This is a genomic window from Heliobacterium chlorum (genome assembly GCF_014502795.1).
Lineage (GTDB): Bacteria > Bacillota > Desulfitobacteriia > Heliobacteriales > Heliobacteriaceae > Heliobacterium > Heliobacterium chlorum.
In genome coordinates this window covers 188,989-205,258 of record NZ_JACVHF010000002.1, presented here as the reverse complement: position 1 = coordinate 205,258, position 16,270 = coordinate 188,989, and the positions used below count along the sequence as shown (strand labels likewise).

The window sequence follows — 16,270 nt, the reverse complement described above, 5'->3', positions numbered from 1 at the left end:
CTATCTGTGAAAATATTTCAAGTATTATCTCCTTTTTGTCTCGCTCAAAAAAGCGCTATATTTAAAAAGCACCCTTCTCATGGCAAAACCGCTCCCACCACTTTCCACCTGCAAACAGCGATTCAGGGGTATGGATTTGCCACATTTTATGGATCCTTAAGAAGAATAGCGAGAATAAGGAGGCTCATCAAGTGACCCTCGATCCACAAGTCAAGGAATTTCTACAGCATTTTTCTTTTACCGGAACTTTTCCCTTAAGCATGCTCTCTCCAGGTATGATACGCACTGCCTCAATGATGCACATAGGGGCGATCGACGAAAGCGACATAGGCAACTTACAAAAGATCGAAAATCATACCGCTATCGTCAATGAGCGGAAGATCCCTATACGAATCTATACGCCAAAAGGCAGTGCCCCCCACCCTGTTCTGGTCTTTTTTCACGGCGGCGGATTTGTCGTAGGTAATCTCGACACTCATGACGCCTTCTGCCGAGAAATGGCCCAAAGTGCCCGCTGTGCTGTCATCTCTGTCGATTACCGGTTAGCACCGGAACATAAATTCCCAGCTGCTGTGGAAGATGCTTACGACGCTGTAACCTGGGTGCATGATCACGCCGAGGAATTCCAAATAGATAAAGAGCGCATCGCAGTGGGTGGAGACAGCGCCGGAGGAAATTTGGCTACTGTCGTCGCCATTCATGCCAAAGAAAGAGGATTTCCCCAAATCGTCTATCAACTGCTCTATTACCCGTCTACGAATTTTCTCGGCGAGACCGCCTCTATTCGTGAATTCGGCAAAGGCTTCCTTCTCACCACTGAGTTGATGAAGTGGTTTGCCCGGCACTATCTTCGCGACGATGAAGACAGAAAAAATCCCTATGCTTCTCCGCTGCTCTACCCTGACCTTCATGGACTGCCGCCGGCAATGATCATCACCGCCGAATATGATCCCCTCCGCGATGATGGAGAAATGTACGCAAAAAAATTGGAGGAAGCAGGTGTCCCCGTTACATTGAGACGATACAACGGTATGATTCACGGCTTTGCCAGCTTGCTGGATCATTTTGACCAAGCAAAAAGGGCCATAGAAGACGGCGCTAACCAGTTGAAAAATATTTTATATCCTGGCTAAAACCGATTGCAGTTTAGCGTAATTCACTTGAACACCGTCATCGATATCAAGGGAAAGGGCTTGCTCGGCTAGTCGGGCAAGTGTTTCACTGAATCGATGACATTCTTTAAGCTGTTCCCAAATTTTCTCTTCCTTTTTACGGATAGCACCTTTTTCCGGATTAGAAATTCCAGACCCTTCTAAGCGTCTCAATTCGGCTTCATAGATGCCTATCTGCAAGGGGAGGTATATCGTTCTCAGTCGCGTCAGCGTTTCCGGATCATAGCGATGCATGTAGATAAGAGCCTTAAAACCTTCCCATGGTCCCGAATTGACCTGCCAGTAGATCGGTCTTTTCCGATAAACCTGAAGATGATCCTTGAAAAAATCACTGTGAAAATACCGTCTGATAGTCTGCAGGGCCGTTTCCACTGATTTTTTTCCTAAAATCCGAGCGACGTAGTTCAAGTTCTCTTCTAACCTAACGGTACCGAAGCATTCACCCATAAACTGCTCAAACCGGTGGACAATATCATTCTCTTTGGCAAGGCAGTCAGCTATGTTTTCGTCACAACTCGGTAGTGCTTCACTATTGGCGATGAGAACAATATTACCTTCAACGGGGCCGAAGGCAGTTTTCACCCAGCCTACCCCTTTTACCTTAACCTCCCAACTCTGATCAGCATTATTCTGCCTCCATCGTTCACCGAAATCGCCGCCCCCATAAATCAGACCTGCTTGAACGAGCGAATACCGGCCAAACATGCAGCCGACAGCATAGGACAAAAAAGAATTGACATCACGCAGGGCATCAGCTTTTTTGATGGAAATGTCCTTATCAAGCACGTTCGGTGCCAGATCACCTTTCAGACCGTACAAGTCGATGAAAACCCGGTTCAGTTTCTCTTCGTTCGCTCTTAATCGTTTAAATTGCCCTTCGGCAAAACCTTCCCACCGATGGAAAGTTTCCTCGAAGCTGTCCCCCTCCTGTTTATGCATCAGCAAAGGGTGCCGCTCAAAATCCCAAGAAATCTCCTGGTTGTCCCAGTCTCGCCGGGACAATTCTATATTCTGCCTCACGAGCGCATTAACCTGAGATAAAGTGTGTTCGTCAGGCTCTACCACTGGCAACCGGGCGATATCACCCGGTTGATAGTTAATCGTTGGGTTGAGAGAATCGATCAAAAAAATTAGCTTGGAATTCAGGAGCCCCAAAATATAGTTCCGTTTATCTTTTTCGCAAAAAAAACAACTTCCGCCATTGTCAAACAAATAGCCGTGGCCGAAGGACCGGGCGCTGAAACTGCCCGACGTAACTGTCGACCAAGTGATCCCTGGGACATAATAGAACTCTTTATTTCGCAGGTTCGATTTGGGAAAGCTTCGTATTTCCTCGCCCTCGTCTTGCCAGTTCAAAACGAATTCATTGTTACCATACCACTTGCGAAAACTGCCGCCTTTGTTGTATGGAACCCATTTATATTCCCCCTGTCGTGCCTCCTCAACGTTTTCCGTAGGAAATCGAATGGTTCCCGCCTTCACTTCGTGCCACAAGCGGAGAAAGCGGGCGTTATCACCCGTATCGATGCCTTTGCAGCATTTTCCAAAAGCACCTAAAGGGGGTGCCTCCTGAAACAGGGCGATGTTTTTTTCATTCAGCCAGTAGGCAATCGATCGGTTCGGCAATTTTTCAAACACCTGCTGAGCGATCGCCTTGTTTCGATTGTGCGGCGGTGGGAACACTTTCGGTTGTTCTTTTTCCATCCCTTCCGCTTCCATATACAGATATCGTCCCTTAAACATTGGGACCGAACTGTTACGAAAGACCGTCGCCGATGTGCCAAAAGCGATTCCCATGACCATATTGCCCATATGGAGCAACGTCCATATGGTCCTTTGCGAAAGGATGGCTTCTCTAAATTTTTCAAAGGACCTTAGGTACATCCATGATTGCATCGTAACCATAGCATTAAACCCGTGAGGCTTACACCACCGAAACCCTTTTTCCATAAACACGGCAAAAAGGTCGCTGCTGCTTTCAGGGTAATGGCGATCGACATACTGGACGAGTTTTTTTCCCATCCCTTTACGCCCCATATAGGGAGGGTTTGTCACCACCACGTCATATTTTTGCGCCATGATCTTCGCTTGTTTGATCAGCAACGTCAATTGCCGGAGAGCTGTCCCTGTATCCTTTGGGTTCTGTTCAAGGCACTTGCAGTCACTTTTCCTAATTTCATACCGGTTCTGTTCCAGAATGTAATGACTCATAACGTTCTCACGTATTTTCTTCAGCCTAGCTTCGATTGCTCCGAGATGTACCGGAGGAATCTCCAAAATCGATCCGTACTCCTTTGCGTCCTGAAAGAGATCGAGAATCTTTGTAAGGTCTTCTTGATTAGAAATGAAAAAAGCGTCGATAGCGCTTCGGGGAAAATGGTTGCTTTCTTGGATAGAACATATATTTAGTTCGATTTTATCTTCGAAGACTCGAGGGTTTTTGCTCCTGGCCTTCATCCATAAGGCAAAAGCGGCCAGCTTTGCCGATCTGTCATCGATATCTAAACCAAAAAGGTTCTTTTCCAGAATCAAAACGGGGATATCCCTCTCCGAGTAACCGGCAGCTTGGTAGATGTCGTAAAGTAAATCGAACGTGTAAACCAGCATGTGCCCAGTCCCGACAGAGGGATCAAGCACTTTGATCGATTCCGGCTGTATCCCTCCGACCGTTTCCCGGATTTTTTTCAACTCCACAGAAACGCCGGCTTCCTGCTCTTCATCTACAAGGTAATAATCCCATTTGGCTTGCAAGGCCTCATCGGGGTGGGCTTCGATCCACAACCGACCAATAGAGTTTTCTACGAGATAGCGCACAATCCACTCAGGCGTGAACAACTGGGTAGCAGCCGGGATATTATCCTTTGAGATTTTAATGTTTTTCTTTAGTCCTTCAAAAACCTCGTCTTTCTTCTCAGAGACATAATACTGGTATAACCATCCAATGACTTCAACATGTTCCCGAAAATTCGCTTCGTCGATGCTCTCGACCAGTTTGCGAATGACAGATCCCCGGGAGTGTAAATTGGAGGGAAGGAGCCTCTCATCCCTTTCATCAATCGTCTCCAACAATTCGGGAAAAACAGACTGGAGGAGGTCCCATTGCAAGATGAGGAGCGATCGGAACAAACCCTCCTGATCTCCGCACTGTATGTAATGAGAAAGTCGCTCTTGATTTGCAGGAGTATTTATCACCGAGGGCATTTGAAAAAAATTTGGGTCTTTTAACGACAGGATTTTAAGCCCCGCAGGATAATAATCATTGACTTCCATGTACCATAAGATGATGAAGCGAATAAACCAGCTAAAAGCTGTTTCCTCGATGAGAAACCTACGTTTTTTTATTTCCTCTGCAGTTAATTCCCCTTCACTTATTTCAAAAAGTGCCTCTGCTTTCTGTCCGATCTCTTCGACAAGTTGCTTTCTAGCGGAGAGAGCAAAATTTTTCAATGTCCTTTTATCCATTTGGAACTGCCTCCCTATCCATAAGCAAGGTTTGTTACGGATATTTTATCAGATACTATCCTCAAGTGGTTTTTCATAAAAGAACCTCCTTTCGCTTGTCCAGCTAAAAAGGAGGTTCTATTTCGTTTCTTCAGTTATATCAGCGAGAATCCATCAAGACTCGGCTGTCCCAATCATTTTGAATGATCCCGTACTCCTCATCAGTCACTTGTTCTTCCGAAGTGATCAGCGCCTTTTCGTTAAAGTTGGCGTTCGACGGGACTAATCCTTTTTGTTTTAGAATCCGGATTCGACTGGCAATGCGCTCCCGGGCGTCGGCCTCAGCAATATCCTTTTCTGCACCAATCCCTAAAAAGCCTTCCACCTCGCCATTAGGCCACCGATATGCAACACGGTAAACAAACATAAAAACACTCCTATCGATGTATATTCGACACGGAAGCTATGTTCGATCCTTCAACAGAATGCATCATTTGATTGGCCCTGTTTCAAACCACTTTTTTAGTATACCTCTGAGTGAGTGGATTCACAACAACAATAACATTCGATTTGTTTCCGCTGTTCCATGGCATAAAATCGTTAAAATAATAAAAAATCCCCGGTCTTCCGGGGAGATACTAACAAGGGGCCTATTCCTTATTTTTATACACAGCTTCAGTCACCGCTTTTTACGGCAACAAACTCGCCATATTCATCACCACATTCTATCCCTTTCGTTTGCGCACATTGAAAGGTGTGTATCCCATTCGGATATTTATCCCCGTAAACTAGATCCATGAAGGCTGCACAAATGCCACAGAGCATGTAGGCACTCATCTTGGAAGAACGTCCCTGCTCGACAATATCCGCCTCATAATAGTCGTAGGATCGAACGACCATTTTCGTTTTCGGGATTAATTCGACGATCTCTGCCTTAGCCCAGCCCCAGCTGGTGATGACGGCTAACAGACCGTGCAGGGTATCTTCCGGTGGTTTAAAGACAAATGGTTGAACGACAGAACGCCACTCTTCGGAAGACAGGATGCCCTGTCCCGTATGGTATCCGCACTCGTGTGCAGCGTTGATGAGCAGTTCTTCCGCAGCTCTTCGCAGATCCATCCGAACGGATCGTGTCAATCGCTCGGCAAAGTTGTTCCAAAAATCTGCGGGCAATTGCGTCAAGAATACTCCGAAGGCGGAAATCATGCCGTTCTCATTTCCTTCCACCTCCAATCGACAAAGATGGTCAATGATTTGCTTTCTATCGATCGGCATAGGCTTTACTCCTTTCAAACCCGTACTGCAATAAACAGCGATTGCATATCACCACAGGCGATGCTCTTCTCTTCGACGACTCGATAGGAGCGAGCGGGTTGGTTATATAAGCTAGAAAAGAGCGCTGCGATAAATCCACAAGTAATAAAATTTACCGGTTTTTCTGCCCGGCCGAATTTTTTTAACCATCCGCTGTCTAGATGGGAGTGGTGCAAATAAACTTCACCACCGTTTTCTCCTAGACAGCCGATCTTCATATCTCCTAAACCGGACCAGGAATAAAACTGCCGGCCCATGTCGGCTTTTTCCTCCAGAGTCATTCCAGGGTGATCCGCGTCGTACCGATCGAACCATGCTCGGAAGCTGTCTTCTGCAGCGTCGGTTAGTAATTGGGGACCATCCGCTAAATCCTTTGCATCGATGGCTAACTGGGTATACAAGGTTGCATAATGGTGACAGTGAAATACGAAGGTGTTTCCATTGATCTTTCGGCGTGCCTGCTTAGGGTCATATTTATAATCTATTTCCAGGGCTTTGTAAGTGGACATCTTCATGATAATTAAGCCTCCTCCTGTTGCCTTTCTCTCTCCTCGTCTAATCTCTTTTCAAGAACCTCACCGAGTTTTCGTTCAAAGTCCTTTTGGAGGTTACCTATCTCCCCTAAAAAGACGACCCGAATCACCCTTTCTCCAGTTAGGCCCTGCATTTGGATCCCCTCAGATGGGCGAATTCGAAAGAACGGTCGAGGAAAATGGCTATAAAATTCTAGCCTTCCAAACTCCCCTAACGACTTCAACAATCTTTCGTCTATCGGAAATAATATCTCATACAGAAATGATCGGGGGTCTATAAAACAGTCCTCTAAGGTGGAACGGATGAAGAGATTTCGTTCAAAGCTCATCTTCTACGCTTTGTAAGGTTTGCCGGTGACTTCCTCAGCCGCTTTTGTGTATCTCTTTACTTTTTCGGGATTCGACGGGGTATTTTCATCGATCCGATTTACATCCTCTCCCAAGAGCATCGTCAATCTGGCCATCGCCAACTTGGGTAAACGACTATTTTTCCGGACAAATTCAAGAATTTCTAACAGTTCACTCATCCTAAACTAACTCCTCCCCAACGACAATCGCAGCCTCCGATAGCTGTATGTATTCATCGTAATCTATTTTCCATATTTTGCTACTATATTGAATTTTCATATGGCACTATTCAATGTTATTCTTCACTGTTAAACAAATGCTACATAAATGCAAAAAGGCCCAACAGCAATCTGTTGAGCCAATAAAACCAAAAAAGATCCCCCTGCAGGCGTTTCGGTCTCTCCGGCAGGGGAAACAGTGTAGGGACACCATTTATTATAGCCTTTGCTTCTTTTATTTACCAGCGGGAGAAAAACAATATTTTTGTCGAAATCTCCCGTAGTAAGTAGATTCGAACATAGAAAATCCCCTTAACAAAAAAAGCACACCTTACAGTGTGCTTTTATGTATGAAGTGGTGCCGGAGGCCGGACTCGAACCGGCACGGTCTTGCGGACCGAGGGATTTTAAGTCCCTTGCGTCTACCAATTCCGCCACTCCGGCGTGTTTGTCGTGAAAAAAGCGATTGGAGGCGGCACCCGGATTCGAACCGGGGAATAAAGGTTTTGCAGACCTTTGCCTTACCACTTGGCGATGCCGCCGAAGTATTTAAATATTACCAGATTTAAGAAGCTGCCGTCAAGGGATAACTAAGATCGTCCATAGATATCTACGGGAAAGGAGTTGAGATAATGGCAGACATTTTTACCCATTTAGGGGACATCATCTTCACTGCCGACGTCCATAAGATTGGGGACATGATCGAGCGACTGAAAGATGGTGACGAACTGATTATCTCGTTAGAAGCGAACGACGCCCACCAGGCCGATAGCATTTTAGCCTTTCTCGACCGTAACGGCATGGATTACCATGCCGAAGGCAGTCATGACGGAAAAGAGTACCGGATTATCGCACGGCGAAAGCTTCATTAATCTCAAAAATAAACGCCACCTCGGATGCTCGTGGTGGCGACTTTGTTGTTATGGAGCGGGAAACGAGATTCGAACTCGCGACCCTCGCCTTGGCAAGGCGATGCTCTACCGCTGAGCTATTCCCGCAAGTGGTGCCTCGGGGCGGAATCGAACCACCGACACGAGGATTTTCAGTCCTCTGCTCTACCGACTGAGCTACCGAGGCAACTGGCGGAGCAGACGGGATTCGAACCCGCGATCTCCAGCGTGACAGGCTGGCATGTTAGGCCTCTACACCACTGCTCCGTGCCGACAAGGGATATTATAGCGAAGTTGTCCCCTGTCGTCAATTCTTTTTTACTGGTTGATTATTCCTCTAAGAGTATTCTGCTTTAATCGTCAGGGCTTATTTAAGTAAGTCTTGAACGAACTTCGGCAGTGAAAATACCGCTTTGTGCAGAGCCGGTGTGTAGTACTTCGTATCCCGTTCCGGAATCGTGCTGACGTCGACAGCTTCCGGATCGTATACTTTCGAAGCGATCGTAAAGCTCCACAGACCGGAAGGATACGTGGGGATGGAAGCGAGATAAAGCTTAGTGATCGGGAAGATGCCCTTGATGTCTTTATAGACGCGGGAGATCAACTCGGCGTTGACAAAGGGCGACTCCGTCTGGGCGACCATGATGCCATCCGGTTTTAAGGCACGGTAAACGGCTTTGTAGAAGTCTGCAGCGAAGAGGCCTTCGGCCGGTCCTACAGGCTCTGTCGAGTCGACCATGATGACGTCGTATTCGCCTTCATTTTCTTCGATATGTTTGACACCATCAGCGACGAGTATTTCCACTTTGGGATGACCGAAGAGAGCTGAAGCAATTTCTGGAAGGTATTCCTTGGACGTTTCGATTACCCGTCCGTCAATCTCGCAAAGAACAGCCTTTTCTACCTTGTCATGCTTCACAGCTTCTCGGATCGCGCCGCCGTCGCCGCCACCGATGATCATGACTTTTTTGGGGTTAGGGTGAGTGTTCAATGCTACGTGGCTGATCATTTCATGGTAGACAAACTCATCTTTAATCGTCGTCATGACCATGTTATCCAATACGAGCATGCGACCCCATTGAACCGTGTCGATCATAGCTAGCTCTTGAAAGGGCGTCGTTTCTGTGTGCAATGTTTTGTTGATTTTGCAGCTGTAGCGCAGATTCGGTGTTTGTTCTTCCGTGTAAAAGAACCCTGAAGACATCTTGCATTACTCCTTCTCGCAGTATCATCTTATCGACAAATTGTTTTAAAAACGTGTACGTAGCTGTTGAGAGGTCCCCGAATGAAATCACCTGCCTGCTATCTCACGCAGGCAGGTGTTTCAATGGACGATGCGAGGATTAGTACCAAAGGGGCGCAGCAGCGAAGGCGCAACCTATCTTTTCAACGGTATGTTCTACAGCATTGACTTTGATTTCCTTCAGTTCCATACCGCGGACTTCGAAAGCTTCTTGAACCATTTTTGTGATGCGGGCTTCCGCTTCTTCTTTCGAAAATTTGCCCGTCAATTCCATGATCACACCGAAGCTGTCTGGAGAGACGCCAACGGCGATGGCAGCAGCGATCGTTTCCCCAGGGATGTCAGAGATGATGGAACCGTAAGCTGTAGGAACCAAAGCGCCGTAGGGAATCTTCATTCCCGGCGTGTACTCGCAATCGGGAGGCAGAATACTGCTGACCCGCACCAAGTTCACATTGCCGATGCCGGCTTTCAACAGGGCGTTATCGAACGCCGTAAGCTTACTTTTTCCCTCCGCAGCCGCAGCTGTCGTAAAGTATTTCTTCGGTACGGGAAGCATAATGGCATACCTCCAGAGACTTATTTTATTATCGGTCAAAGACCGAATTTATTATACCAGAGACTCCGAAAAAATAAACAATAATTTTGCATTAAAATGTAGGGAAGGAAGACTTTCGCCTCCCTTCCCTGTTCCGACATGGTTATGTCAATATTTTCCGCTACTTAATGACCTCATTGTAGGATAGGCCCCGTGTGTGCACCGTATGGCTCCACTCGCGCTTATTACGGTTCCAGAAACCGAAGAAGCAGATAGGAATCCAACTGTAGATGAAGACCGGGTATATGACGACCCACTTATAGGAGCGGCGATCAACCTTATCCAGCATAAGAGCTACTAAAGGCAGCAGCAGTTGGATATAAGAAAGGATCATCCACAACCGTTGGTCATAGACTGTACTGAATACCTGCGTATAGCTCGATACAAAGGGCTCAATACTGCTGATGACGAGGAAAATCGTTACGATAATGACCAGCAGAGGTTGGAAGAGATGCATGGCCCCATCGATCATCGAGAAGTTGCCCGTGGTAAAACCTTTCCAGGCCATCTTCAAGAAATAACGCATAAACATATCCACATGTCCTTGAGCCCAGCGCTTGCGTTGGTTCCAAGACTGTTTAAAGGTCAAGGGTTTTTCATCGTAGATGATGGCATCATGAGCCCAGGAGGTTTTGATGCCATTCATAAGCGCTTTCATGGAAAACTCGAGGTCTTCCGTTAAGGAAGTGGCGCCCCAACCGTATTCTTTCAGCAGGTTTGTGGCAATACACATGCCGGTACCGCCCAGAAGGTTGGAAAGGCCGAGATTATAACGGGCCAGTTGAAGGAGTCGGTTCGTGTACCAGAAGGCGATGGAGAAGGTAGCTGTGACCCAGGTGTCAAAGGGATTTTTTGAGTCGATATAGCATTGGATAATTTGATGGCCTTCAACCATCTTTGTGTTCATTTCAGTCAGAAAGTTTGCTTTAACGAGGTTGTCCGCGTCGAAAATGCAAATGCCGTCGAAGTGGCGTTCCATCCGGAAAATCTTTTCAAACATCCATTCGAGAGCATAGCCTTTGCCTCGTTCTTTACGGTTGAACCGTTCATAAACTTGGGCTCCGGCTTCACGGGCGATATGGGCGGTCTTGTCGGTGCAGTTGTCGGCGACAACGAAGATCTCATAAAGTTCTTTTGGATAGTCAAGTTTTTTTAGGTTTTCAACGAGAGGACCGATGACAAACTCCTCATTATGGGCAGCAACGACAAGAGCAAATGTTTTTTGAGGGGCCGCCGGTGGACTTTCCTTCTTTCGGTAGAAACCGAAAACGGCAAGAAATAGGTAATAGAAGGTGCAGAAAATGATCATGAATTGAACAGGTATCATGAATACGTCGTATCTCTGTGGAAAAAGAGCCTCCAATAACTCCAAGGCTCAACTCTCTCCTTTCCCTATCCCTCCCGTTGGGGGTCAGGGCACTTTTTCTCTTTGGTAATTTTAGTCAATAGTGGAACCAAGGAACTATCCTTGTGTATTGTACCGAAAAAAGCGGGGTATCGTCAATGCTCCTGTTAAAATCAGTTATTTTCTGAAGAAAAACTTTTCTCTGCAGTCCCTAACTGGTATTACGTTCAAGAGAGAATCAGCCCTTACCGTCTTATTCCATTCACGATTTGCTAGAAGATTCTGCAGTCGCTTCTTAAATCGATAAGGACTTATGTAATTGGGAGCCGACTCCCGAAAGCCGGCATCAGAGGAACCGTGAATGAGAGGAGTCATTTAGATTACTCTAGTTTCTTACTGACAAAAAAGTTTCCTTTCGTGTCAATTGCCGCGAAAAAGACTTCGTCAACTGCCTTGATACCCATTTTTTCTAGTTCCTTCAACAGCCATTCTTCATCCTGTTTGATCGCTCGAAGGTTTCGATAGTCTACTTTACCATCGAGAATCAGCGGTGCAGGCAAGCCTTCGTATTCTGTGGGGATGTGCAGGTCCTCCGGTGTTAGAGGACGTTTTTGTGACTTCGGGATGACACTTAGTTTCCCCGATGTCTCTAAAACGGCAAATTCAATATCATGAATGTTCGGTACATTCTTTTCCCGTAATTGGGCCATCAAATCGTTCAAGTTATACCGTGTTCTACGCATCTCCCCTTCCAATATCTTGCCGTTTTCTATGATGACCGTGGGAGAACCGTTGAGCAAATCTCTTGCTCTGGGTGATTTTAGAGCGATGTAAGAAAAAGTCACTTCAGCAAGTACCAGAATTCCGATGGGGATCAATCCGTGATGAAGGGGTATTTCGGGATCTTCCATAGGTATAGCTGCCAGTTCCGCGATCATGATCGCCACAACAAGGTCGACAGGCGAAAGTTTGCCGATTTCCCGCTTGCCCATGACACGCATGATCACGAGAACAGAAAGGTAGATCACCAATACCCTGCCGATAATGGTTAATACTTCTCGTAAGTCCATATTCGTCCCCCGGCTCAACGATAATACCTATGCCGGTACTATTATGGCCTTACAATGGACTAATATGAACCTGTCCTTCCGTCTATTCACGGTTCTTTTGTAAAGAGATCCCTAATGAAAAAGCCAGCTAGTCGTAGAGTTCGTGATACATGTAATAATCATGCAAGACAGCCTTCACATACTCTCGAGTCTCAGGGAACGGTATGTCTTCCAGGGTATGTTCTTTGCCAGACCATCGCTGTTCTTTTATCCATTGCTGCACATTGCCTCGGCCTCCATTATAGGCGGCGATCATGATCGGTATATTACCGTTAAATTCCTCTTTAAGGCTGGCTAGATACCAACAGCCCATACGAATGTTCGTCTCCGGTTCATACAGTTGTTCATCGCTGTAACCGGCTAACGGAATCTGCTTGGACACCCATTGAGCCGTTTGGGGCATGATCTGCATGAGGCCTTTAGCCCCTTTAGCACTTTCTGCCCAATAAAAGAATTTACTTTCGCGACGAATGATGGCTGTCACAAGGTAGGGATCGATCCGATATTCGGAGGAATATTTGAATATCAGTTGTTTATGGGGAACAGGATATAGTAATTTTTGCACCCACGGGCTGAACCATATGAAGTTACCTGCCAGGCCCAGGACGAGGACGGTAGCGACGACTCGGCTGATCCATCGGGTGCGTGGGAAGTCAAGCCTCACCAGACGCCTCCTTCCAGTATCGTTCTACTCTTTGCAACATTAGGTTTAAAGGTTCCTTCGCGTCTATGATTCTATGGGCCTTCTTTACCTTTTCGGCCAAAGGCATTTGGGAGGATATGCGCGCTCTCGCTGCCGTCTCATCGAGCCTGTCCCGTTCCATCAAACGATGAAGCTGGGTGCCTTCATCAATAGCAACCACCCAGACTTCGTCTGTCATGCGATCCATGCCGGTCTCCAGCAGCAGCGGAACATCCCAGATGACCATCGTCTTTCCTTCACGGGCCAACTCTTCCGTTCTGCGGCGAAAGACCTCAAATACAAAAGGGTGAGTAATATCGTTCAGGCGTTGGCGAGCCGTTGGATCGGAAAAGACAATTCGCCCCAAGGCAACTCGATCAAGCGTACCATCCGGGCGAAATACATCTGGCCCGAAAATTCCTAGAATTTTTTTCCACGCTGGCTCTCCAGGAATGACGACTTGGCGAGCGACCACATCGGCATCGATGACTGCCGCCCCCAGCTTTCGCAAGTGATTGGCGACAGTCGTTTTTCCGCTGGCGATACCGCCCGTCAAACCGACAACTTTCACGGAGTTCTCTCCTTAAACATATTTATGTGAAACTCACAAAGAATAGTCGACTTTCAAAAGGTTATTTAGAAAAAGATTTTTCCGATACCGAGGGATAACAAGACTAAACCTGAACCGTAGGCGATCCAAGTCCCCCCAGCCCACCGTGCTTGGAGATGACCAAAATAAACACCGGTGCTTACAAAGAGCAGTTGAGTAAATCCCACCACCAGGGGTGTAAACAATGGCAGGCTGCCGACCATGGAAGCGCCAAGCCCAGCAGCCATGGCGTCCATATTCAAAGCGATACCCAGCAAAAGGGCTTCTCGCGGGACTAATTCGCCGGAGTGGTCCAAATCAGCTCGCGTCGGTTCTCTCAGCACTTGGATAACGAGGCCAAAAGGTCGCAGCGTAATCGAGAGAATCTGCTCAGCTTCCAACTCAGATACATTTTCCGGAACATCTTCTTGAACAATCTGTCGATTTGAACTGTCTTTCAGTGTGTTCAACAGCTGAAAAAGACCCAGCAAGATGAGAATAAGTCCGCCTAGTTTGCCGGCCCATTCTCCGGGGATCAGCGTCGTTAAACCGTGTCCTGCCAATAGGGCCACCGCCATGGCGATAGTTGAACAAAGACAGATAACCAAAAGGGAAAACAATGGTACACGGATCCGCTTGATTCCGTAGGCGATTCCTGCTCCGAAACCATCCAGGCTTAAGGCGACCGCCAATCCTAACAACGACCATATCGTCACGATTACTCCCTCCCGGGCTGACACCGTTTCCCCCATATACTATGGTGTCTTCCGGAAAAGGTACCGAGAGGAGAGCATCAGACCTATAGCAGGTTGGCTGCGTTCCAAAGGTTGACTAGAAGGACTCCATAACAGTTTCCCATTCTGCATAAGCCTCGGTCAACTTGGCTTGAAGATCCTCAAACTCGTCCTGTATCTTCCGAGCGTAGTTACCGTCGCGGTACGTCTCCTCCGAGGCCAAAGCTTCCGTCAGTTCCTGCAACCTTGCTTCCAGCTGAGAAATCCGGGCTTCCGCATCTTTTAAGGCTTGTTCCCTTTTCCAAGGGTTTGAGATCTTCCGTTGGTTATCATCGCGCATAACCACCTTGGGAACTGCCGAAGTTTGTTTCTTTTCTTCCTGTTTGATTGCCGCTTCCTTGGCGGCTGCTTCGAGCTCCAGTTTTTTGGCCCGGAAATCGGAGTAATTTCCGAGATACTCCGTAAAACGGCCGTCGGCCAACTCTAGAACACGGTCGGCCAGGCGGTCCAAGAAAAAGCGATCGTGGGAGATCACCATCAGGGTTCCTGGGAAATCGGCCAGAGCCTCCTCTAAGGCCTCCTTAGCGCCAATATCAAGGTTGTTCGTCGGTTCATCGAGAAGCAGCAAGTTCGCACCCGTCAAAAAAAGTTGGGCCAGGACGATGCGGCTTTTTTCGCCTCCGCTTAAAACACCGATAGGCTTGAATACATCTTCTCCACGAAAAAGAAAGCGCCCCAGCAGTGTCCGCGCCTGTTCCTCTGTCATGGGCCTCATGCTCCGGATGGCTTCTAGAACTGTTTGGTCCGGGTTCAGATGCTCCTGCTCTTGGGCGTAATAGGCTGGTTTCACCCGGACGCCGAACAGGACGTCTCCCTCAGCAGGCGGCAGTTCTCCTAAAAGAACTTTGAATAAGGATGTTTTACCGACGCCGTTTTTGCCTAAAACAGCGATACACTCGCCCCGCCGGACCGTCAAGTCCAGCTCTGAAAAAAGGGGTCTGCCGGGATATTCGGCTGCCAGTTCGTGAGTCACCAACACTTGTTCGGCACTGGCCGTCTGCGGGATGAACTTCAAATCCTGCAGCCGCATGCTTTCCACGGGTTTGGTGATGCGCTCGCGCCGGGCCAACAAAGTTTCCCGCCCGCGAGCTTGCTTAGCGTTCACGCCGGCTTTATTTCTCCGGATATACTCCTCAATCCGGGCGACTTCCGCTTGGTCCTTCGCGAAAGCCCGTTTCTGAGCCAGCATCGCTTCTTCCCGAAGATGCAGGAAGCGGCTGTAGTTTCCCGGGTAAACGGTAAGTTGGCCCATTTCCAGATGGAAAATCCGTCCACTGACCTTATCGAGAAAATACCGGTCATGGGAGATGACCAAAACGGCCCCACGATAACTTTGAAGATAATCTTCTAGCCATTCTGTTGCAGTGATGTCCAGGTGGTTCGTCGGCTCGTCCAACATGAGCAGGTCGTAAGGGCGCAAGAGAAGACGGGCCAGAGCCAGTCTCGTCTTCTGGCCGCCGGAAAGCACCTCGGCAGGTAATTGGAAGTCGTCATCGGAAAAGCCTAACCCTTTTAAGACAGATCGCACTTTAGCCTCAGCGCCGTATCCACCGCCTTCCTCGTAGCGGTGAGTCAGGTCTGCATAAGTGCTTATCACCTTGTCTAAGGTGCTTTCATCGTTGAGCACATCAGGCTGCTCCATCTCTTTTTCCAATCGAGCGATCTCCGTGCGCATCGCCAGGATGTCAGCGAGTTCCTCCAAGGCCGCCGTAAAGACCGTCTGTCCCGCTGGCGGTGTCCTGACCTGCTGCAAATAGCCCACTCGAACCCCTTGGGTCCAGTTTAAAGCTCCTTCGGAAGGTTCTTCCGTTCCCGTCAGTGCACGAAACAGGCTGGTCTTCCCGGCCCCGTTGGGACCAACCAGCCCAACCTTATCTCCTTCATGAATAATAAAAGATACGTTCTCAAAAACCCGGCGTGAACCGTAATTGAGTGCCAGGTTTTTACTTTGGATAATAATCCGGTTGCTCATCGTTATCTAAACATCCTTACTA

At 47.7% G+C, this 16,270-nt stretch carries 15 protein-coding genes and 5 tRNA genes; 2 read left to right on the top strand and 18 right to left on the bottom strand.

The features are described from left to right. The first annotated feature begins 191 nt into the window (after nucleotides 1–191). Nucleotides 192–1,133, top strand: coding sequence for an alpha/beta hydrolase fold domain-containing protein (locus H1S01_RS04095; protein ID WP_188038830.1), 942 nt, complete (start codon nucleotides 192–194; stop codon nucleotides 1,131–1,133). Here H1S01_RS04095 and pglX read toward each other — a convergent pair. The 7 genes from pglX to H1S01_RS04060 form a co-directional block, all read right to left on the bottom strand. Beyond that, on the bottom strand, nucleotides 1,119–4,634 hold the full coding sequence (pglX, locus tag H1S01_RS04090; RefSeq protein WP_188038829.1) for a BREX-1 system adenine-specific DNA-methyltransferase PglX: 3,516 nt from the start codon (nucleotides 4,632–4,634) through the stop codon (nucleotides 1,119–1,121). The two genes, H1S01_RS04095 and pglX, sit on opposite strands and share 15 nt — an antisense overlap. Nucleotides 4,635–4,773: 139 nt before the next feature. Continuing rightward, nucleotides 4,774–5,040: a hypothetical protein gene (locus tag H1S01_RS04085; RefSeq protein ID WP_188038828.1), complete on the bottom strand. Its 267-nt coding sequence runs from the start codon at nucleotides 5,038–5,040 to the stop codon at nucleotides 4,774–4,776. A gap of 248 nt (nucleotides 5,041–5,288) precedes the next feature. Continuing rightward, a complete protein-coding gene (locus tag H1S01_RS04080) occupies nucleotides 5,289–5,888 on the bottom strand; it encodes a hypothetical protein (protein WP_188038827.1) in 600 nt (199 codons plus the stop codon). 14 nt (nucleotides 5,889–5,902) lie between these two features. Continuing rightward, nucleotides 5,903–6,442 (bottom strand): 4-vinyl reductase, encoded by a 540-nt coding sequence (locus tag H1S01_RS04075; RefSeq protein WP_188038826.1) that lies wholly within the window; start codon nucleotides 6,440–6,442, stop codon nucleotides 5,903–5,905. A gap of 350 nt (nucleotides 6,443–6,792) precedes the next feature. Next, entirely contained in the window at nucleotides 6,793–6,987 is a 195-nt protein-coding gene (locus H1S01_RS04070; protein WP_188038825.1) for a hypothetical protein, read from the bottom strand. A 395-nt stretch (nucleotides 6,988–7,382) separates the two neighbouring features. Further along, nucleotides 7,383–7,470, bottom strand: a tRNA-Leu gene (locus H1S01_RS04065). A 23-nt stretch (nucleotides 7,471–7,493) separates the two neighbouring features. Next, nucleotides 7,494–7,568 (bottom strand) — tRNA-Cys (locus H1S01_RS04060). Between the two features lie 90 nt (nucleotides 7,569–7,658). Here H1S01_RS04060 and H1S01_RS04055 point away from each other — a divergent pair. Further along, the gene (locus tag H1S01_RS04055; RefSeq protein ID WP_155476061.1) at nucleotides 7,659–7,898 is read left to right on the top strand and encodes a hypothetical protein; all 240 of its coding nucleotides are present in this window, start codon (nucleotides 7,659–7,661) and stop codon (nucleotides 7,896–7,898) included. Between the two features lie 51 nt (nucleotides 7,899–7,949). On the opposite strand, the gene H1S01_RS04050 is transcribed toward H1S01_RS04055, so the two are convergent. From H1S01_RS04050 to H1S01_RS04000, 11 genes are all read right to left on the bottom strand, one after another. Beyond that, nucleotides 7,950–8,024, bottom strand: a tRNA-Gly gene (locus H1S01_RS04050). Between the two features lie 3 nt (nucleotides 8,025–8,027). Beyond that, nucleotides 8,028–8,103, bottom strand: a tRNA-Phe gene (locus tag H1S01_RS04045). Nucleotides 8,104–8,106: 3 nt separating this feature from the next. Continuing rightward, nucleotides 8,107–8,183, bottom strand: a tRNA-Asp gene (locus H1S01_RS04040). Nucleotides 8,184–8,283: 100 nt separating this feature from the next. Then, nucleotides 8,284–9,120 (bottom strand): polyamine aminopropyltransferase, encoded by an 837-nt coding sequence (gene speE, locus H1S01_RS04035; RefSeq protein ID WP_188038824.1) that lies wholly within the window; start codon nucleotides 9,118–9,120, stop codon nucleotides 8,284–8,286. Between the two features lie 139 nt (nucleotides 9,121–9,259). Further along, a complete protein-coding gene (locus H1S01_RS04030) occupies nucleotides 9,260–9,718 on the bottom strand; it encodes a pyruvoyl-dependent arginine decarboxylase (protein WP_155476059.1) in 459 nt (152 codons plus the stop codon). Between the two features lie 160 nt (nucleotides 9,719–9,878). Continuing rightward, a complete protein-coding gene (locus H1S01_RS04025) occupies nucleotides 9,879–11,084 on the bottom strand; it encodes a glycosyltransferase family 2 protein (protein ID WP_188038942.1) in 1,206 nt (401 codons plus the stop codon). Nucleotides 11,085–11,482: 398 nt separating this feature from the next. Then, a complete protein-coding gene (locus H1S01_RS04020; protein ID WP_188038823.1) occupies nucleotides 11,483–12,172 on the bottom strand; it encodes a DUF421 domain-containing protein in 690 nt (229 codons plus the stop codon). A gap of 127 nt (nucleotides 12,173–12,299) precedes the next feature. Continuing rightward, nucleotides 12,300–12,875, bottom strand: coding sequence for a lytic transglycosylase domain-containing protein (locus H1S01_RS04015; RefSeq protein ID WP_341479026.1), 576 nt, complete (start codon nucleotides 12,873–12,875; stop codon nucleotides 12,300–12,302). Beyond that, the gene (gene coaE, locus H1S01_RS04010; RefSeq protein ID WP_188038822.1) at nucleotides 12,865–13,464 is read right to left on the bottom strand and encodes a dephospho-CoA kinase; all 600 of its coding nucleotides are present in this window, start codon (nucleotides 13,462–13,464) and stop codon (nucleotides 12,865–12,867) included. The genes H1S01_RS04015 and coaE overlap by 11 nt, the downstream gene beginning before the upstream one ends. A 65-nt stretch (nucleotides 13,465–13,529) precedes the next feature. Further along, nucleotides 13,530–14,198: a sporulation membrane protein YtaF gene (ytaF, locus tag H1S01_RS04005; RefSeq protein WP_188038821.1), complete on the bottom strand. Its 669-nt coding sequence runs from the start codon at nucleotides 14,196–14,198 to the stop codon at nucleotides 13,530–13,532. A gap of 115 nt (nucleotides 14,199–14,313) precedes the next feature. Further along, a complete protein-coding gene (locus H1S01_RS04000) occupies nucleotides 14,314–16,248 on the bottom strand; it encodes an ABC-F family ATP-binding cassette domain-containing protein (RefSeq protein ID WP_188038820.1) in 1,935 nt (644 codons plus the stop codon). Nucleotides 16,249–16,270: the final 22 nt, after the last annotated feature.

Excerpts from the sequence above, each read along its gene's own strand:
- pglX (WP_188038829.1), bottom strand. The coding sequence starts at position 4,634 with ATGGATAAAAGGACATTGAAAAATTTTGCTCTCTCCGCTAGAAAGCAA.
- H1S01_RS04085 (WP_188038828.1), bottom strand. The coding sequence starts at position 5,040 with ATGTTTGTTTACCGTGTTGCATATCGGTGGCCTAATGGCGAGGTGGAA.
- H1S01_RS04080 (WP_188038827.1), bottom strand. The coding sequence starts at position 5,888 with ATGCCGATCGATAGAAAGCAAATCATTGACCATCTTTGTCGATTGGAG.
- H1S01_RS04075 (WP_188038826.1), bottom strand. The coding sequence starts at position 6,442 with ATGAAGATGTCCACTTACAAAGCCCTGGAAATAGATTATAAATATGAC.
- H1S01_RS04070 (WP_188038825.1), bottom strand. The coding sequence starts at position 6,987 with ATGAGTGAACTGTTAGAAATTCTTGAATTTGTCCGGAAAAATAGTCGT.
- H1S01_RS04055 (WP_155476061.1), top strand. The coding sequence starts at position 7,659 with ATGGCAGACATTTTTACCCATTTAGGGGACATCATCTTCACTGCCGAC.
- speE (WP_188038824.1), bottom strand. The coding sequence starts at position 9,120 with ATGTCTTCAGGGTTCTTTTACACGGAAGAACAAACACCGAATCTGCGC.
- H1S01_RS04030 (WP_155476059.1), bottom strand. The coding sequence starts at position 9,718 with ATGCTTCCCGTACCGAAGAAATACTTTACGACAGCTGCGGCTGCGGAG.
- H1S01_RS04025 (WP_188038942.1), bottom strand. The coding sequence starts at position 11,084 with ATGATACCTGTTCAATTCATGATCATTTTCTGCACCTTCTATTACCTA.
- H1S01_RS04020 (WP_188038823.1), bottom strand. The coding sequence starts at position 12,172 with ATGGACTTACGAGAAGTATTAACCATTATCGGCAGGGTATTGGTGATC.
- H1S01_RS04000 (WP_188038820.1), bottom strand. The coding sequence starts at position 16,248 with ATGAGCAACCGGATTATTATCCAAAGTAAAAACCTGGCACTCAATTAC.